Origin of the sequence: Klebsiella sp. DY2415 (assembly GCF_026314315.1) — a bacterium.
Lineage (GTDB): Bacteria > Pseudomonadota > Gammaproteobacteria > Enterobacterales > Enterobacteriaceae > Klebsiella > Klebsiella ornithinolytica.
This window is the reverse complement of record NZ_CP111115.1, coordinates 371,966-390,692: the sequence shown is the minus strand read 5'-3', so window position 1 is coordinate 390,692 and position 18,727 is coordinate 371,966. Positions and strand designations below refer to the sequence as shown.

The following is an 18,727-nucleotide window of genomic DNA, read 5'->3' as shown; positions in this document are numbered from 1 at the left end:
GTGGTTACAGCAAGCGTTGATAAAGTTCGCGATAAGAGTGCGCCGCGACCTGCCAGCTAAAATCCATATTCATCGCCTGACGCTGAACGTAACGCCAGAGCGACGGGCGCGACCACAGCACGAACGCGCGCCGAATTGCCCGCAGCAGCGATAGTGCATTGCTGTCTTCAAAGACAAAACCGCTGGCTACGCCATCGGCCAGATTTTCCAGCGAACTGTCGGTCACGGTATCCGCCAGACCACCGGTACGCCGCACCAGCGGCAGCGTGCCGTACTTCAGGCCATACAACTGGGTTAAGCCACAGGGCTCGAAACGGCTGGGAACCAGAATCACGTCGGCGCCCCCCATAATGCGGTGTGAAAAAGCCTCGTGATAACCAATCTGCACGCCAACTTTGCCCGGGTGCTCGGCGGCCGCAGCCAGAAAACCTTCCTGCAGTACCGGGTCCCCTGCGCCCAGCAGCGCCAGCTGCCCACCCTGCTCAAGCAGGCCCGGCAGCGCTTCGAGAACTAAATCCAGCCCTTTCTGGCTGGTCAGACGGCTGACCACGGCGAACAGCGGGGCTTTGTCGTCGACTTTCAGCCCCATCGCAATTTGCAGCTGGCGCTTGTTCTCCGCTTTGTCTTCAAGGCGATCGCGGTCATAACGCGACGCCAGCAGCAGGTCGCTCTCCGGGTTCCAGATACCCGCATCCACGCCGTTCAGGATCCCCGATAGTCGCCCCTCGTGCTGGCGCTGACGCAGCAGCCCTTCCATGCCGTAGGCAAATTGCGGTTCGGTTATTTCACGCGCGTAGGTCGGGCTGACCGCCGTAATATGATCGGCGTAATAGAGCCCGGACTTGAGGAACGAGATCTGGCCGTTGAACTCCAGACCATGCATGTTATAGAACGACCACGGCAGTTCGATCTCATTCATGTGCCAGGAGTAGAACATCCCCTGATAGGCCAGATTGTGTACCGTAAAGACCGATTTCGCCGGGCGTCCACGCGCGGCCAGATAGGCAGGAGTCAGGCCTGCATGCCAGTCGTGAGCATGCACGACATCAGGACGCCAGAAAGGGTCCAGTCCGCAGGCCATCTCGCTGCCTACCCACCCCAGCAGCGCAAAACGCAGCACGTTGTCGGTGTAAGCATGTTGGTTGGTGTCGTGGTAAGGGCTCCCTGGGCGGTCGTAGAGATGCGGGGCATCAATCAAATAGATCCCCACGCCGTTATAGTGACCAAACAGCAGCGTCATGCGTCCGGCAAAAGTATCCCGGCGCGTCACCACCTGCGCATCGGTGACGCCACGGCGAATGTCCGGGAACGCCGGCAGCAGCACGCGCGTATCGATACCCTCAGCGATTTGCGCCGCAGGCAGCGCGCCGATTACATCCGCCAGACCGCCGGTTTTTAACAGCGGGAACATCTCTGAACATACATGTAAGACCTGCATTATCGCTCCTGTTTATGCCCCAACTTCCGCAACATATCACGCGTCACCAGCACGATACCTTCCTCTGAACGGTAGAACCGACGCGCATCTTCTTCCGCGTGTTCGCCGATCACCATGCCCTCAGGAATCACGCAGGCACGATCGATTACGCAGCGGCGCAGGCGGCATGAGCGCCCCACCCACACTTCTGGCAATAAGACTGCCGAATCAATATTACAGAATGAATTCACGCGCACGCGCGGGAACAGCACCGATTGCACCACCACGGAGCCGGAGATAATACAGCCGCCGGAAACCAGCGAGTTCAACGTCATACCGTGACTACCAGAGCGGTCCTGAACGAACTTCGCGGGCGGCAGAGACTCCATATGGGTGCGAATCGGCCAGTTCTGATCGTACATATCCAGCTCCGGCGTCACCGAAGCCAGGTCAAGGTTCGCTTTCCAGTAGGCTTCAAGCGTACCCACATCGCGCCAGTACGGTTCCGCATCCGGGTCAGACTGCACGCAGGAGAGCGGGAAAGGATGTGCATAAGCCATGCCAGCTTCAGTGATCTTCGGAATAATATCTTTACCGAAATCGTGGCTGGAGTTTTCGTCGTTATCATCTTCAGTCAGCAGTTCATAAAGATAATCCGCATCAAAGACATAGATCCCCATGCTGGCCAGCGATTTGGTCTCATCGCTCGGCATTGCGGGCGGTACGGCGGGCTTTTCGACAAACTCAATGATCTTGTCGCTCTCATCAACCGCCATCACGCCAAAGGCGGATGCCTCTTCGATGGGCACCGGCATACAGGCCACGGTGCAGCGAGCCCCTTTTTCGACGTGATCGATCAACATGCGCGAGTAGTCTTGCTTGTAAATATGATCGCCGGCGAGGATCACCACATATTCCGCTTTGTAGCGACGAATGATATCGAGGTTCTGCGTCACCGCATCAGCCGTGCCGCGATACCAGTTTTCGCCATGCACACGCTGTTGCGCGGGCAGTAAATCCACGAACTCGTTCATTTCTTCACTAAAAAATGACCAGCCGCGTTGGATATGTTGAACCAGAGTGTGCGATTGATACTGGGTGATGACGCCGATGCGGCGAATACCTGAGTTAATGCAGTTAGATAATGCGAAATCAATTATGCGAAACTTACCGCCGAAATGGACAGCCGGTTTTGCACGCTTAATAGTTAAGTCCTTAAGCCGGGTACCGCGTCCACCCGCAAGAATCAACGCCACGGTTTTGATGGGGAGCTGACGCGCCAGCATCAACGGATCGTTCTTTTCTAGCCTAACCATGATTAACTCCTTTTTACATCCCAGCCTTCCTGTCCCTCTCACCGCGTAGCGGCCGCGAGTGCAACCGGAAGCTTCAGGGCTTACGACCTTTGAAATACGCACACTCCGTGCGCGGGCCCATGCCAGACAGCCATGACGACCGGATTATCCTCTCCGGCGAAAGGAGGAACGGCGTGCCACTCCCCCTCAGGTAACTCCATATGCGCCACCTCTGGGGTGGCATTCACCGTCATTAACCAACGGCCAGACAGCAAAATTTGCAGACGCGCGGTGCCGTGCTGCCATTCATCGGCAGTTAACGGTTGCGCATACTGGTTTAGCCAAACAACGTTGCCGTCCCCTTCCTGCCACCAGCGGTTACTGGTTAATGCCGGTATGCATCGACGCAGGTGAATGAGCGCGGCGGTAAATGCCGTCAGCCCGCTATTTGCCTGGTTCCAGTCAAGCCAGGTCAATGCGTTGTCCTGACAATACGCGTTATTGTTGCCGTGCTGGCTATGACCATGCTCGTCACCCGCCAGCAGCATCGGCGTGCCCTGTGCCAGCAGCAGCGTCGAGAGCAGGGCATGAACGCTGTCCCGGCGCCGCTCAAGCACATCAAGACTGCCCCCTGTTCCCTCTATACCATGATTGCTGCTGTAGTTATTGTTAGTCCCATCGCGATTCTCTTCACCATTCGCCTCATTATGTTTCTGATTGAAACAAACGCAGTCGCGCAGGGTGAAGCCATCGTGGGCGGTGATCAGATTCACCGCCGCCGCGGGCTGGCGACCGTTACGCTGAAAGAGATCGCTGGACGCGGCAAAACGCCGGGCAAACTCGCCCAATGAGATGCTTTGTTGTAACCAGAAGCGCCTGGCGACATCGCGAAAATGGTCATTCCATTCGGCAAAAAGCGGCGGGAAGTTTCCCACCTGGTAGCCGCCGGCGCCAATATCCCAGGGTTCGGCAATCAGCTTCACGGCCGCCAGCTGCGGATCGTTACGGATCGCTTCAAACAGCGGCGCATCCTGGCGAAATTCCGGCGTGCGTCCCATCACCGAGGCTAAATCAAAGCGAAAGCCATCGACGTGGCACTCATCGACCCAAAACCGCAGACACTGGCGGGCATACTCCACCACGTCCGGCTGGCTGAGATTGAGCGTATTTCCGCAGCCGGTCCAGTTGTAGTAATCCCCGTCTTCTCTGATCCAATAATAGTTACGGTTATCGATTCCGCGCAAAGAGAAGGTCGGTCCTTCCAGATCAATTTCAGCACTGTGGTTCAGCACCACGTCGAGGATCACTTCGATCCCCGCCGCATGCAGCGCCTTTACCGCATCGCGAAACTCATCCAGCGCACGCGCAGGCTCGCTGGCATAGCGCGGATCGAGCGCGTACATCGCCATTGGGTTATAGCCCCAGTAGTTGCTTAACCCCATTCTCTGCAGGCGCGGTTCGCTGGCGAACTGCGCCACCGGCATCAGCTCCAGCGCCGTAATGCCGAGGGTCCTGAAGTAATCGATCATCACCGGATGACCCAGCGCTTTATAGGTGCCGCGAATCGACTCCGGCAGCCCGGGATGCAGCCAGGTCAGCCCTTTAACATGGGCCTCATAGATAACCGTTTCACCCCAGGGGGTTCCCGGCGGCGCATCGTTCTGCCAGTTGTAACGCAGATCCACAACCTGCGACTTTGGCGCAATCGCCGCGCTGTCACGACGATCGGGAGAAAGATCGCCGCCGTGGAGACGCTCATCATCGGGCAGTACGCCCTCAACCCGATGACAGCACGGGTCGAGCAGCAGCTTGGCCGGATTAAAGCGGTGCCCCTGCGCCGGATCCCACGGCCCATGCACACGGTAGCCGTAGAGCAGACCCGGCCCGGCGGCAGCAAGCCAGCCGTGCCAGATATTGCCCGTGCGCGCGGGTAAATCGAACCGCTGCTCATTGCCCTGGGCATCAAATACGCAGAGTTCAACCCGCTCGGCATGGGCGGAAAAGAGGGTGAAATTCACCCCCTTTCCGTCATAGCTTGCACCCAACGGCGAAGGTTTTCCGGCCGCCAGTGTCGTCATTCTGCCTCCCGTACCAGCCAAACGGTCGCCAGCGGCGGTAGCGTAATCGAGAGAGAATGCTCACGCCCGTGGCTGGCGATGGCTTCGCTTTCCACGATGCCGCCGTTACCGGTGTTGCTACCGTGGTAGTGCATCGAGTCGGTATTCAGTTCTTCACGCCAGCGCCCCGGCTGGTTAATCCCGAAACGATAGCCGTAGCGCGGCACCGGCGTGAAGTTGCTGGCAACGATAATCTCATTGCCGGCCTTATCGCGACGGACGAAGACAAATACCGAGCGCTCATGATCGTCCACCACCAGCCATTCAAAGCCGTAGGGGTCAAAATCCAGCTCGTGCAGCGCTTTATGGTGGCGATAGGTATGGTTCAGATCGCGTACCAGGCGCTGGACGCCGTGATGCCAGTTATCGCCGCCTTCCAGCAGATGCCAGTCAAGGCTACCGTCGTGGTTCCACTCCCGCCCCTGGGCAAATTCGTTGCCCATAAACAGCAGTTTTTTCCCCGGGAAGGCAAACATCCAGCCATAGTAGGCGCGCAGGTTGGCAAACTTCTGCCAGGCATCGCCGGGCATCCGGTCAAGAATCGATTTTTTGCCGTGAACCACTTCATCGTGTGACAGCGGCAGCACGAAGTTTTCGGTGTAGTTGTAGAGCATCCCGAAGGTCATCTTGTCGTGATGATGACGACGATAGATGGGATCGAGCTTCATGTAGTCGAGGGTGTCATGCATCCAGCCGAGGTTCCATTTGAACCAGAAGCCAAGACCGCCCGTCGAAGACGGTCGTGAAACCCCGGCGAAGTCGGTAGACTCCTCCGCCATCGTGACCGCTCCCGGCGTCTGTTCACCGAGCACACGGTTGGTATTGCGCAGAAATTCAATCGCTTCGAGGTTTTCCCGGCCGCCGTACTCATTGGGCACCCACTCCCCCTCTTTGCGGCTGTAGTCGCGGTAGATCATTGACGCAACCGCATCCACGCGCAGGGCGTCGATCCCGAAGCGCTCAATCCAGTACAGCGCGTTCCCGACCAGGAAGTTGCTGACTTCCCGACGACCGTAGTTGTAGATCAGCGTATTCCAGTCCTGGTGATAACCTTCTCGCGGGTCGCTGTGTTCATACAACGCGGTGCCGTCGAACGATGCCAGCGCAAAGTCATCCGACGGGAAGTGGCCCGGCACCCAGTCGAGAATCACGTTCAGACCCGCGGCATGGGCAGCATTCAGGAAGTAGCGGAAGTCTTCACGGGTACCAAAACGGCGGGTCGGCGCGTACAGCCCGGTCGGCTGATAGCCCCAGCTGCCGTCGAACGGATGTTCGTTTACCGGCAGCAGCTCCAGATGGGTGAAGCCCATCCACTTCGCGTAGGGCACCAGCTGATCGGCCAGTTCACGGTAGCTCAGCCAGAAGTTGTTATCGGTATGGCGACGCCAGGAGCCCAAATGGACTTCATAGATCGAAATCGGCGCATCAAACTGGTTGGCCTGCTTACGGGACTGCGGCTGTTCGACCTTTTCCGGCAGGCCGCAGATAAGCGACGCGCTTTCCGGGCGCATTTGCGCTTCAAAGGCATAAGGGTCGGACTTCACGCGCAGATGGCCGTGGGCGTCAATCAGTTCAAATTTATACAGCTGGCCATTATGCGCGCCGGGCACAAACAGCTCCCAGATGCCGGACTCTTTGCGCAGGCGCATCGGATGACGGCGGCCATCCCAGTAGTTGAACTGTCCGACAACGGAAACCCGACGGGCGTTCGGCGCCCAGACGGAAAAGCGCGTGCCGGTGACGCCGTCCATCGTGTCGGCGTGTGCCCCCAGCGTTTCATAAGGCCGTAGATGAGTGCCTTCTGACAGCAGCCAGACATCAAGATCCTGCAGCAGCGGACCAAAGCGATAAGGGTCGTCAATCAGGTTTTGCTGACCGTGCCAGGTGACGGCCAGCTGGTAACGAAAAGGATTTTTTCGGCGCGGCAGTACGCCGCTAAAGAATCCGCGTGAGTCGAGGCATTCGAGTTTGCCGACTTTGCGCCCGGTTTTCGGTTCAATCACCCATACATCGGTGGCATCGGGTAATAATGCGCGCACTTCCAGACCGGCATCGGTTTGATGCATTCCAAGTACGGAAAAGGGATCCGCAAAATGGCCAGAAATAAGCGCATTAATCACGTCTCTATCGATACGATTAGACATGGTTTCATCCTGTTGTAAGTGTCGCCCTTTCCTGTATCTGGCGACTTTTTTTGACCTGAACGGTGCAGCACACTGTGCATCCTTCTGCTCCGTCCCACCTTCAGGTAAGGCAACGTTGTCGTTCCTTACTTAAAGCATAGCCAAGGCTGTCTTACCTCCGTTGGAAAAAATCTAACATCCGCGTTTACTCCTTGTATTACGCAAAAAAAAGGAGGTGTAAAACACCCCCTTTTGGTTCATCCCGTTATCAAGCCAGCTGGCGCAGCATGCGTCGCAGCGGCTCGGCAGCGCCCCACAGGAGCTGGTCACCGACGGTGAAAGCCGACAGATATTCCGGCCCCATATTCAGCTTACGCAAACGACCCACCGGCGTGGTCAGGGTGCCGGTGACGGCAGCCGGGGTCAGCTCACGCATTGTAATATCACGATCGTTCGGTACGACTTTGGCCCACGGGTTGTGTGCGGCCAACAGTTCTTCAACGGTCGGGATAGAGACATCTTTTTTCAGCTTGATGGTAAACGCCTGGCTGTGGCAACGCAGCGCGCCAACGCGTACACACAGGCCATCAACCGGAATCACTGACGAGGTGGCGAGAATTTTGTTGGTCTCAGCCTGTCCTTTCCACTCTTCACGGCTCTGGCCGTTATCCAGCTGTTTGTCGATCCATGGGATCAAACTGCCTGCCAGCGGCACGCCAAAGTTATCAACCGCCAGGTCGCCGCTGCGGGTCAGCGCCGTCACTTTGCGTTCGATATCCAGAATGGCGGACGCCGGATTCGCCAGCTCTGTCGCCACGTGGCTATGCAGCTGGCCCATCTGGGTCAGCAGTTCGCGCATGTGACGCGCCCCGCCACCGGATGCCGCCTGGTAAGTGGCCACGCTCACCCACTCCACGAGATCCTGGGCAAACAGGCCGCCGAGGGACATCAGCATCAGGCTGACGGTACAGTTGCCGCCAACAAACGTTTTCACGCCATTATTCAGACCGGCGGTAATCACATCCTGGTTTACCGGATCAAGAATAATGATGGCGTCGTCTTTCATGCGCAGCGAAGAGGCGGCGTCAATCCAGTAACCCTGCCAGCCGCTCTCACGCAGCTTCGGATACACGTCGTTGGTATAATCCCCGCCCTGGCAGGTCACAATAATGTCCAACGCCTTCAGCGCGTCCAGATCAAACGCGTCCTGCAGCGTACCGCCGGTGCTACCACCAAAGGATGGAGCAGGCTGCCCCAGCTGAGAGGTGGAGAAAAAAACAGGGCGAATGGCGTCGAAGTCGCGCTCTTCAACCATGCGTTGCATGAGTACAGAGCCGACCATTCCGCGCCAGCCGATAAAACCAACATTTTTCATAACGTATTTCCTGGGAGATGTGTGCTGTTTGTGCCTAGCCAGTTTCCTGCTGGATCATCCCTCACATTACAAAATGCTGCTAAAGTCGCAAGTGAAATTAATCAATGATTGCGCAGCAATCAGAAAAGCAACTTATTGAACGCAGCTTCTGCCGACATCGGTACCCAGAAAAACCGCAAAGATTATCGGGGAAATAACCGCAGGAAGGGAATATTTTCCGCCGCTTTTTTATTGATCTGGATTATGGATCTGCGCAGAAATCTAGCGCTATCGCGCCGGTGGGGAAAGCGGAGAAAACCAGGTCTGATGCGGCCTTACGAGAGGTAATCCTTTCGTCTCATCGCTCAGCAGAGAGGTTTTTTGCGGGATTGGATGGGCGATTTGCCCGGCCTCGCGTCGCTCGGCCGGACACGCTCAGCGGCGTTTAGCTTAACAACGTAAACGCGATCATACCGACGATGGCGCCGGTGGTGCCGAGGATAGTTTCCATCATCGTCCAGGTTTTCAGCGTCTGCGCTTCGGTGGCGCCGGTAAATTTCCCGAACAGCCAGAAACCGGCGTCGTTCACGTGGCTCACCACGATGGATCCACCCGCGATACAGATGGAGAGCGCCGCCATCTGCGCACCGCTGTAGTTCAGCTGCTCGATGACCGGCATGACCAGTCCCACCGCCGTTAAACAGGCGACGGTCGCAGAACCCTGGATAATACGCACCGCGGCCGCCAGCACGAAGCAGGTAATGGCGATAGGCAGCCCCATGCCCGTCAGCGCTTCACCGAGCGCCGGGCCCACGCCGGAGTCAACCAGCACCTGTTTGAAGACGCCGCCGGCACCGATAACCAGCAGGATAATCCCCGCAGGCTGCAGCGCATGACCGCAGATCTCCATCACCCGATCTTTCGCCATCCCCTGACGTACCGCCAGACCATAGATAGCCACCAGACACGCGACCAGAATCGCGGTGAACGGATGGCCGATAAACTCAAACCATTCGTAAGCGCTGGAGCCAACCGGCACAAAGCGCGCGGCGATTGTTTTCAGCCCCACCAGCACCAGCGGCAGGAGAATCAGCGACAGGCTAAAGGCAAAGGACGGCATCTTGCCTTCACCCAGGCTTGGTTCGCTAATATCGTCAGGAATATGCAGCTCAACGTAACGGCTGATGAAGTTGCCCCACAGCGGCCCGGCGATAATCATTCCCGGAATCGCCGCGCACAGACCAATCAGGATCATCCAGCCAAAGTCAGCATGCATTTGCGATGCCAGCAGCATCGGCGCCGGCCCGGGCAGCAGGAACGCCGCCGCGGCCGCCACGCCAGCAAACAGCGGGATAACCAGTTTCACCAGGTTGGTGCCGGTATGGCGCGCCATGGAGAAGGCCACGCTGATCAGCAGCACGATCGCCACTTCGAAAAACAGCGGCAGCGCGCAGATAAGACCAGCGAGGCCAATCGCGTAATGAGCGCGGCTGTGGCCGAAAGATTTCAACATCTTCACGGCAATCTGATCGACAGCGCCGGTTTCATGAAGAATCTTGCCAAACATCGCCCCAAGCGCCACGACGATCGCCAGGAAGCCCAGCGTCCCGCCCATCCCTTTTTCCATCGTCGCCGCAATTTTATCCAGCGGCATGCCGGAAAAGAGACCGGCACCAATAGAAACCACCATCAAAGCCACGAAAGCATGCATACGCGCCTTCATGACTAAAAACAGCAGCAGCAAAACGGATCCTACTGCTGTTAAAACAAGCGTTAATGTACTCACTAGTTACTGCCTTTGTTGATCACCTCAATGGTGCTCGCGACCACGCCTTCCAGCGATTGATCAATATCGACGATTAAGACATCGCCTTCGTCTGCGCCAGGTTCCTGCAGCGTTTCAAACTGGGTCACCAGCATCTGGGTTTTAAAGAAATGGCCTTTACGCGCTTTCAGACGGCTTTCAATCAGGTCGAAATCGCCTTTCAGGTAGACGAAAGAGAGATTCGGGTTGCCCTTGCGGAGAATATCGCGATAGCTCTTTTTCAGAGCGGAACAGACGATCAGCGAAACTTTATTTGTACGCTGCATGGCAAAAGCGGCGTCGTTCAGCGCCTGCAGCCACGGCGTACGATCATCGTCGTTTAACGGCTCGCCGGAGGCCATCTTGTTGATGTTGCTACGCGGATGCAGAAAGTCACCATCGAGAAACGCGGCATGCAGCTGATGCGCCACTTCGCTGGCGACAGCGGATTTACCACTGCCGGAAACGCCCATCAGGACATAGACGTGGTGATCATGGTTAGTCGTGCTCAAAGCTTCCTCCCACTGGACACATATACGAAGCCGTACTGGCTGCAAGAATACAGCGTGAAGACTCGTATACCGATTGATTGTTACGGGTAACTGTTATCGGTAACATTGTCATGCCGGACTTAGCGATAAGCAATCACCATTCGTGCCAGGAATGAATATGTGTGATCTACTTCAAACTTGTCAGTCTAAATTGATCCGCCCGGTGACAATGTGAAACCTAAATCTAACATCTTCGGCGTCACGACTTCACCCCGAATACGGGCCAGCAGCCGTTCGGCACCAATGCGTCCCATTCGCTCACGCGGGGTCAGCACGCTGGCCAGCCGGGGCTCCATCACCTGACCAATATCATGGCCGTGGAAACCGGCGATCGCCATATCGTCCGGAATTTTCAATCCCAGGCGCTGACACTCAAAGGCGGCACCGACCGCAAGGTCATCGTTGGTACAGAAGATGCCATCGAGCTGCGGATATTCGCGACGCGCCTGGCGCATCAGCTCTATCCCTGACGAATAGGACGAAGATTGTTCAACCATCACGCTATACGGCGTCATGCCGGCATCGCGCATCGCCTGTTCGTAGCCCTTTTGCTTGATGATAGTACGTTCATCAAGGCGCGCCCCCAGATAGGCCACGTGGCGATGGCCGCGGGCAATAATTGCGGCGGTCATCTGGCGTGCGGCATCAAAGTTATCAAAACCGACGGCGATATCGAGGCACGGCGACTGACTGTCCATCAGCTCAACCACCGGGATACCGGCAACTTCGATCATTTTCAGCGTGCGAGGGGTATGGGTACGTTCGGTGAGAATCAGGCCATCAATGTTCCATGAGAGCATGGATTCGAGACGCTTTTCTTCCATTTCCGGCTTATAGCCGTAGTGCGCGAGCATCGTCTGGTAGCCGAAGGCATCGGTGACGCTTTCAATCCCACGCAGCACTTCCGAGAACACCTGGTTGGTCAACGAGGGCAGCAGCACACCAATGGCGCGGCTGGTGGCATTAGAGAGGATATCAGGCGCACGATTGGGAATATAACCCAGTTCATCGAGAGCAGCGGCAATCTTGCCACGCAGGGCCTCGGAAACCTGTTCCGGGTTACGTAAAAAGCGACTGACCGTCATTTTGGTCACGCCGACAAGATCGGCTACATCCTGCAGTACGGGTCTTTTCTTTTTCATCGTCCTGACTGTGATAACGGGGAGACATTTTCCCAGTTTATCACGGACAAAGCGCAACCTTCCCAAACATCCGGGAAGGCTGCGCAATTTATTTAAACATCTTCAGAACTGAATCAGACCGGCGGCAGATCGAACAGCAGGATCTCGCTATCGCTGTCAGCGTGTACGGAAATCGCCTGCTCGTCCCAAATCGCCAGGCCATCGCTGGTGGTCGCTTTGGTACCGTTAATCGTCACCTCGCCTTTCACCACCTGGATCCACACGCGGCGTTCCGCGGCAATCTGATGCACCGACTGTTCATCTTTCAGCAGCGCCCAGCGGTACAGTTCCATATCCTGGTGCACTTTCAGTGAACCGTCACGGGCATCCGGCGACAGAACCAGCTGTTTGCCCTGCAGAGCATCAAAGCGACGCTGTTCGTAGCGCGGAGTGATGCCGTTTTCTTCTGGCATAATCCAGATCTGGTACAGATGCAGTTTTTCTGTATCGCTTGGGTTGTACTCGGAGTGACGAACCCCGGTACCTGCGCTCATGATCTGGAACTCGCCCGCCGGAACCTGCTCTTTGTTACCCATGCTGTCCTGGTGTTCAACCGCCCCTTCCAGCACGTAGGTCAGGATTTCCATATCTTTGTGCGGATGGGTACCGAAGCCCTGACCGGCATCAATCACGTCATCATTGATAACCCGCAGCGCCGAGAAGCCCATAAAGTTCGGGTCATAATAGTTAGCGAAAGAGAAAGTATGCCAGGAATCCAGCCAGCCGTGGTTAGCGTGACCGCGTTCATTAGCTTTGCGTAAGTAGATCATGTTGCACCCCCGTATGTTTTCGATAGAGTCAGTGTGGACTCAATCTGCTCACGATCATAGAGGGTGAAAATTGACTCCTCTGTTCAAAAAATATGAATGACTACAAAGGAGCCAGGAAGGCTTATTTATCTAAGGTTATCGTGGCCGGAGAGGGCTGTTCAAACCCGCGCCCGAGGATCTCCATATTCGTGAGAACGTCAGATTCCTTGACGTAATTTGGCTGACCGTTAACGAGGGTTTCATACAGCGCATCATAGACCCGCCCATAGTCGCCGGTTTCAATTGGGATCTCTTCCCGCACGGTTTCACCCGCCTCATTGACGTACTCCAGCAGGCCAAACGTATCGTCCGCGCCGAATCCTGGCTCACCCGGCATAATATTGGCTTTCAGGCTGGTTTCCTGCCGATCGATACCATATTTGATAAAGGAGCCTTTATGCCCGTGGACGGTAAACCTCGGGTACGCCAGCTTCACCAGGTGGCTGGTTTTGGCAATGGCCTTCAGGTCGCCGTAGAACAGCTGGGCTTCAAAGGTGTCATCCGGATTGGCTTTGTTGCGCAGGCTGCGGATGTCATAAGCCACGTGGTCCGGGCGGCCAAACAGCGAGATGAGCTGATCCAGCGTATGCACACCAAGACCGTAAAATGTTCCATCCTGCGGCACTCCGGGCTGTGTTTCTGCCACCGGGCGATAAAGGTCAAAATGGCTCTCAACCTCCACGATCTCGCCCAGTTTGCCGCTCTCAATCACCTTTTTCATCGTCAGGAAACAGGAATCAAAGCGGCGGTTCTGGTATGGCGTCACCGTCAACCCCCGGCTCTTCGCCAGCGCAAAGAGCGACTTTGCCTCAGCTAGCGTGGAGGTAAACGGTTTTTCTACCAGCACATTTTTACCGGCCTCCAGCGCCCGCTTTGCATATTCGAAATGGCTGTCCGCATGAGTACAGACAATCACCAGTTTTACCTGCGGGTCGTTGAGCACATCGTCGAGATCGCTGGTGAAATGAATATGAGAATACTGCGGCGCCTGCTCCTGCGGCTTCGCGCTGCGGCGATAGATATGCGCGACGTGCCAGCGGTCTTTGCGGTGCAGAACATAAGGAAGATGGTAGCGGGTGGTGCTTTTGCCAAACCCAATAAACGCGCAGTGCAGAGTCATAAAGCCGTCCTTTGTTGAGGTTTCTGCTGCTAACCATAGCGCACCCCGGCGACGAACTTAACTCTTAACCTATTCAGGATGGTGGAAATGTCCGGCAAAAAAGCCAAAAAAAAAGCCAGCACCTGGCTGGCTAAAGTAATACTGGAAGCAATGTGAGCAATGTCGTGCTTTCAGGCTTTCCGCAAGGGTCTCCCTGAATGCAGGACAATAATAATCATTCTCATTCGCACTTGTCTACCTCTTTTTGCAAAAATTAGCCGTTGACGCATTTTTTAAAGTCAGGGATGTTTAAAAGGCCAATAAAGGGGATCAAGACCGCGATGCCGCGGCACAGGAGAAGAGAAATGAGTGACATAGTGATACGCCACGCTGAACCGCGCGATGCAGAACCTTTACGCCAGCTGACGGCCCACCCGGAGGTCTATCACGACACACTACAACTTCCTCATCCCTCGATGGAAATGTGGCAAGAACGTCTACAGCCCAGGCCACACAGCCACCATCTGGTCGCCACTCTTGACAATGGCGTCGTCGGTCACCTGATGCTCAGCGTCGAGCCGCGACCTCGCCGGAGCCACGTTGCCACCTTCGGAATGAGCGTTGACGCAGCGTTCCACGGGCGTGGCGTGGGCAGCGCGCTGATGCGCGAAATGATTAACCTGTGCGATAACTGGCTGCGGGTCGAGCGCATCGAATTGACGGTATTTGCCGATAACGCCGCCGCCGTTGCCGTCTATCGCAAACACGGTTTTGTCGTCGAAGGGACCGCGCGGAAGTTTGCCCTGCGTAACGGCGAGTATGTGGATGCGCATTTCATGGCGCGCCTCAAGTAACCGCTAAATATGGCCCGGTGGCGCCACGCCAGCCGGGCCCGTGATTCTGCATCATCTGTAGGCCGGGTAAGGCGTCAACCGCCACCCGGCACATCAATCAGTATCCCGCCGTCAAATCACCGGGCGAGCGCGGATCGGACGCGCCATACAGCGTCCCGTCCGGGCCGACCATAATGCTCTGGGTACTTCCCATCGCCTCTTTCAGCGCCACTTTCTGCCCTTTCTGCTCCAGCAGCTTCAGCGTATCCGGGCTAAACCCCTTCTCCACCCGCAGCTCATCCGGCAGCCACTGATGATGGAAGCGCGGCGCGTTGGTGGCTTCCGCCACGTTCATACCGAAATCGATGGTGTTGACCACCATCTGCAGTACGGTGGTAATGATGCGGCTACCGCCCGGACTGCCGGTCACCAGCCAGGTTTTCCCCTCCTTCACCACGATAGTCGGCGACATCGACGACAGCGGACGCTTTTTCGGCCCGACGGCGTTGGCATCACCGCCCACCAGCCCGTAGACATTCGGAACGCCCGGTTTCGCCGAGAAGTCATCCATCTGGTTGTTCATCAGTATCCCGGAGCTACCCGCCACAATACCGGTCCCGAAGGTAGTATTCAGCGTATAGGTGACCGCCACCGCGTTACCCTCTTTATCCACCACCGAGAAATGGGTGGTCTGGTTACTTTCATACGGTGCCAGCTTGCCCGGACGAATCTGGCTCGAAGGTTTGGCTTTGTTGATATCAATCTGTTCAGCAATCGATTTGGCGTAGGCTTTGTTGGTTAGCGCCTGCCACGGCACTTTGACGAAGTCCGGATCGCCGAGATACTCCGAACGGTCGGCATAGGCATGTTTTTCGGCTTCCGCCATCACCTGCATGGCGTCTGCACTGCCGAAGCCATATTTATGCATGTCGAAGTTTTCGAGGATATTGAGGATCTGTACGATGTGGATCCCCCCGGACGAAGGCGGTGGCATCGAAAACACCTGATAACCGCGATATTCGCCGCTTATCGGCGTACGCTCGACTGCCTTGTAGCCGGCAAGGTCGGCTTTGGTGATCAGGCCGCCGTTTTTGTGCATTTCGTCGGCAATCTGATCGGCAATCGCCCCTTTATAAAACGCATCCGGGCCATGCTCCGCGATCAGCTCAAGGCTTTTGCCCAGCTGTTTTTGCACCAGCTTGTCACCTTTCTTCAACGGCTCGCCGTTTTTCCAGAAGATGGCTTTACTGTTCGGGTGACTGGGGATGACTTCACTCCCGTAGGTCTTCAGATCGTCGGCCAACGCATCGTTCACCGTGAAGCCCTCTTCCGCCAGCTTAATCGCCGGACGGATCACCTTGTTCAGCGGCATGGTGCCGTATTTTTCCAACGCTAATGAGAAGCCTGCCACGGTGCCCGGCGTACCAGAAGCCAGATGTGAAGTGAGCGATTTTTTGCTATCCGGGTTGCCCTGATCATCAAGGAACATATCCCGGGTGGCCTGCTCAGGCGCCATTTCGCGAAAATCAATCGCCGTCGTTTTACCGTCTTTGGTACGCAGCATCATAAACCCGCCGCCGCCAATATTACCGGCCTGTGGATGCGTAACCGCCAGCGCATAGCCCACGGCCACCGCGGCATCGACGGCGTTGCCCCCCTGACGCAGAATATCCACCCCGACGCGGGTCGCCGTCGCATCTACCGAGGCCACCATCCCCTCCCGGGCACGAACCGGGTGAAAGACATCTTCTTCGACACCATAAGAAACGGGCGGCGGGGTGGGATTTGCGCTGACGGCAAAACTTCCGCCGGCCAGCAAAGCAGCGATGACCACCTGACGCCAGGAACGCGTGTTTATCATTGTCTTACTCCTGAAGTGTTTTTTTCCCCGCTTAAGCCTGGTTGATAAGTCCTAAAAAATCATTGTTATGCTGAAAAGGAGGTACACTTAAGTGATCCCACGCACGGGAGGAGAGAACCATGAAAGCACTATTATTTCTGGCGGCGCTGCTGCCGCTGAGCGTCCTGGCGCAGCCACTCAACACCACCAATAATCCCAATCAGCCGGGGTACGTCATCCCCAGCCAGCAGCGGATGCAAAATCAGATGCAGGTGCAACAGCAGCAGCACCAGAGCATGCTGAAGCAGGATATGCAGAGCCAGACGCGCGCCCAGCAGCAGCATCTCCAGACGCAGCTCAACAACAACCAGCAGCGGGTCATCCAGAGCGGTAATTTGAATTCGTCCCAGCAGATGTTGCCGAATAATAACGGAGGGATGTTGCAACGGCAGACGACACCATAACGGCCGTCTGCCGAAGGATCAGGCGTGGAAGTCAGGACCGATGACATCAATGGCATCGGTACAAATGCAGTCCACGCCCCAGCGCAACAGCTCAGCCGCCCGCTGGGGTTTGTTGACGGTATAGACGAGGATGTGCAGACCCGCGGCTTTCAGGCTGGCCACTCGCGACTCATCCAGCAGTTGATGGTTAAGGTGGATCGAAACGCACGCCAGGCGCGTGGTCAGCTCGCGCCAGTCCTCGCGCCACTCATCCAGCAGCAACCCGCGCGGCAGCTCAGGCACCGCCTGCTGCGCCGCCTCCAGCGCGTCAATGTCGAACGATGAGAGCAGCGGCGGCGTCATACCTTGCCACAGCTCCCGGGCCGCCAGCGCCACCGCTTTCCCGGTGAGCGGTCCGGTGCCGGTTGTGGGTTTAATCTCGATATTCGCCATCATGCCGTGCTGACGACAGCGTTCGGCAACCTCGGCCAGCAGCGGCAGCGGCTCGCCTTTGAATTCATGGCTATACCAGCTGCCGGCATCGGCTTTCAGCAGTTCGCTCCAGGCCAGCTCGCCGGCGACGCCCCAGCCGTTGCTGGTGCGCTCGAGATTGTCATCATGCAGCAAAAAAATCTGTCCGTCTTTCGACAGCTTGGCGTCAAACTCGATCATCGTATGCCCGAAACGGGCGCCGACGTCGATGGCCGCCAGGGTGTTTTCCGGCGCCAGTTTCCCGCCGCCACGATGGGCGACGATGTGAGGATAAGGCCAGTGACTCATGCGCGTTGTCCTGTTTCACCATCAAAGAGGTGCAGATGATCCTCGGGCAGATGCAGCCACAGCGTGCTGCCTGCTGACGGACGCTGCTGATGCGGCAGCCTGACCACCAGTTTCTGCTCGCCCCAGCGACCGTGGGCAAGGTTATCGGCACCTAAAATTTCCAGCGTATCCATCACCAGCGGTACGCCACCTTCCGCCTGGGAGCTTAATGCAAAATGCTCCGGGCGGATACCTAACGTCATCTTACGCCCGGCATGGCGGCGATGCTCGCCATTCATCGGTAAACGCAGACCGCCTTCCAGCTCAAAACGATGACCATCTTCGCTGACGCGCCCGTCCAGCAGGTTCATCGCCGGGCTGCCAATAAAGCTCGCCACAAAGCGGCTGGCCGGCTTCTCGTACACCTCGACGGGGGTGCCAATTTGTTCGGCAATGCCTTTGTTCATCACCATCACCCGCTGGGCAAGCGTCATCGCCTCCACCTGGTCATGCGTGACGTACAACGAGGTGGTTTTCAAACGACGATGCAACTGCTGAAGTTCAAGACGCATCTGGACGCGCAGCTTGGCATCGAGATTCGATAGCGGTTCATCAAACAGAAATACCGCCGGGTCGCGCACGATGGCGCGGCCCATCGCCACGCGCTGGCGCTGGCCGCCGGAGAGCTCGCGCGGGCGGCGCTTGAGCAGGCCATCCAGCTCCAGAATACGCGCCGCTTCCTGCACCCGCTCGGCGATCAGGCCTTTGCCCATACCGCGTATTTTTAGCCCCCAGGCCATGTTCTCTTCCACGCTCATGTGCGGATAAAGCGCGTAGTTCTGAAACACCATCGCGATCCCGCGATCCTTCGGCTCCATCTCGGTGACGCGCTGGCGGTTAATCCAGATGTCGCCGCTGGTCACGCGTTCAAGCCCGGCAACCATGCGCAGCAGCGTTGATTTCCCGCAGCCGGACGGTCCGACCATAACGATAAATTCCCCGTCCGCGACGTCCAGCGTCAGCGGTTGAATGACCTGGGTTTTGCCATCCCAGCTTTTGGTTACTGCCTGTAGTTTTAAACCTGCCATAAAAGGTTGTATCC

Annotated in this window: 15 protein-coding genes; 2 read left to right on the top strand and 13 right to left on the bottom strand. The window is 56.8% G+C overall.

The features are described 5' to 3' along the window. Nucleotides 1-4: 4 nt before the first annotated feature. The 10 genes from glgA to OQV00_RS01730 all read right to left on the bottom strand — a co-directional run bounded on the left by glgA (nucleotide 5) and on the right by OQV00_RS01730 (nucleotide 13,771). Nucleotides 5-1,438, bottom strand: coding sequence for a glycogen synthase GlgA (glgA, locus tag OQV00_RS01775; protein ID WP_004868519.1), 1,434 nt, complete (start codon nucleotides 1,436-1,438; stop codon nucleotides 5-7). Continuing rightward, nucleotides 1,438-2,733, bottom strand: a complete 1,296-nt coding sequence (glgC, locus tag OQV00_RS01770; protein ID WP_004868522.1) for a glucose-1-phosphate adenylyltransferase — start codon at nucleotides 2,731-2,733, stop codon at nucleotides 1,438-1,440. Before glgC ends, glgA begins: the two co-directional genes overlap by 1 nt. A gap of 80 nt (nucleotides 2,734-2,813) precedes the next feature. Then, nucleotides 2,814-4,790 carry a glycogen debranching protein GlgX gene (gene glgX, locus OQV00_RS01765; RefSeq protein ID WP_015585603.1) on the bottom strand — a complete coding sequence of 659 codons (1,977 nt, stop codon included), beginning with the start codon at nucleotides 4,788-4,790 and terminating at the stop codon, nucleotides 2,814-2,816. Then, a complete protein-coding gene (glgB, locus tag OQV00_RS01760) occupies nucleotides 4,787-6,973 on the bottom strand; it encodes a 1,4-alpha-glucan branching enzyme (RefSeq protein WP_004868525.1) in 2,187 nt (728 codons plus the stop codon). The genes glgX and glgB overlap by 4 nt, the downstream gene beginning before the upstream one ends. Before the next feature lie 247 nt (nucleotides 6,974-7,220). Next, nucleotides 7,221-8,327: an aspartate-semialdehyde dehydrogenase gene (asd, locus tag OQV00_RS01755; RefSeq protein ID WP_004868528.1), complete on the bottom strand. Its 1,107-nt coding sequence runs from the start codon at nucleotides 8,325-8,327 to the stop codon at nucleotides 7,221-7,223. Between the two features lie 424 nt (nucleotides 8,328-8,751). Then, the gene (gntU, locus tag OQV00_RS01750) at nucleotides 8,752-10,092 is read right to left on the bottom strand and encodes a gluconate transporter (RefSeq protein WP_015585601.1); all 1,341 of its coding nucleotides are present in this window, start codon (nucleotides 10,090-10,092) and stop codon (nucleotides 8,752-8,754) included. Further along, nucleotides 10,092-10,622 (bottom strand): gluconokinase, encoded by a 531-nt coding sequence (gene gntK, locus OQV00_RS01745; RefSeq protein WP_004868532.1) that lies wholly within the window; start codon nucleotides 10,620-10,622, stop codon nucleotides 10,092-10,094. Before gntK ends, gntU begins: the two co-directional genes overlap by 1 nt. A 185-nt stretch (nucleotides 10,623-10,807) precedes the next feature. After that, on the bottom strand, nucleotides 10,808-11,803 hold the full coding sequence (gene gntR / locus OQV00_RS01740) for a gluconate operon transcriptional repressor GntR (RefSeq protein ID WP_004868533.1): 996 nt from the start codon (nucleotides 11,801-11,803) through the stop codon (nucleotides 10,808-10,810). 113 nt (nucleotides 11,804-11,916) lie between these two features. Further along, nucleotides 11,917-12,612, bottom strand: coding sequence for a quercetin 2,3-dioxygenase (gene yhhW / locus OQV00_RS01735; protein ID WP_004868535.1), 696 nt, complete (start codon nucleotides 12,610-12,612; stop codon nucleotides 11,917-11,919). Between the two features lie 121 nt (nucleotides 12,613-12,733). Next, complete coding sequence (locus OQV00_RS01730; protein ID WP_004868536.1) at nucleotides 12,734-13,771, bottom strand: oxidoreductase; 1,038 nt, start codon at nucleotides 13,769-13,771, stop codon at nucleotides 12,734-12,736. Between the two features lie 356 nt (nucleotides 13,772-14,127). On the opposite strand from OQV00_RS01730, the gene yhhY reads away from it, so the two are divergent. Then, nucleotides 14,128-14,604 (top strand): N-acetyltransferase, encoded by a 477-nt coding sequence (yhhY, locus tag OQV00_RS01725; RefSeq protein WP_160873408.1) that lies wholly within the window; start codon nucleotides 14,128-14,130, stop codon nucleotides 14,602-14,604. A gap of 97 nt (nucleotides 14,605-14,701) precedes the next feature. On the opposite strand, the gene ggt is transcribed toward yhhY, so the two are convergent. Then, nucleotides 14,702-16,444 carry a gamma-glutamyltransferase gene (gene ggt / locus OQV00_RS01720; RefSeq protein ID WP_004868538.1) on the bottom strand — a complete coding sequence of 581 codons (1,743 nt, stop codon included), beginning with the start codon at nucleotides 16,442-16,444 and terminating at the stop codon, nucleotides 14,702-14,704. Between the two features lie 119 nt (nucleotides 16,445-16,563). Between ggt and OQV00_RS01715 the strand changes: the two genes are divergently transcribed. Next, entirely contained in the window at nucleotides 16,564-16,887 is a 324-nt protein-coding gene (locus OQV00_RS01715; RefSeq protein WP_004868539.1) for a DUF2756 family protein, read from the top strand. Nucleotides 16,888-16,905: 18 nt separating this feature from the next. On the opposite strand, the gene ugpQ is transcribed toward OQV00_RS01715, so the two are convergent. Both ugpQ and OQV00_RS01705 read right to left on the bottom strand, forming a co-directional pair. Continuing rightward, nucleotides 16,906-17,646 carry a glycerophosphodiester phosphodiesterase gene (gene ugpQ, locus OQV00_RS01710; RefSeq protein ID WP_004868540.1) on the bottom strand — a complete coding sequence of 247 codons (741 nt, stop codon included), beginning with the start codon at nucleotides 17,644-17,646 and terminating at the stop codon, nucleotides 16,906-16,908. Next, nucleotides 17,643-18,713: a sn-glycerol-3-phosphate import ATP-binding protein UgpC gene (locus OQV00_RS01705; RefSeq protein WP_004868541.1), complete on the bottom strand. Its 1,071-nt coding sequence runs from the start codon at nucleotides 18,711-18,713 to the stop codon at nucleotides 17,643-17,645. The genes ugpQ and OQV00_RS01705 overlap by 4 nt, the downstream gene beginning before the upstream one ends. Between the last annotated feature and the right edge of the window lie 14 nt (nucleotides 18,714-18,727).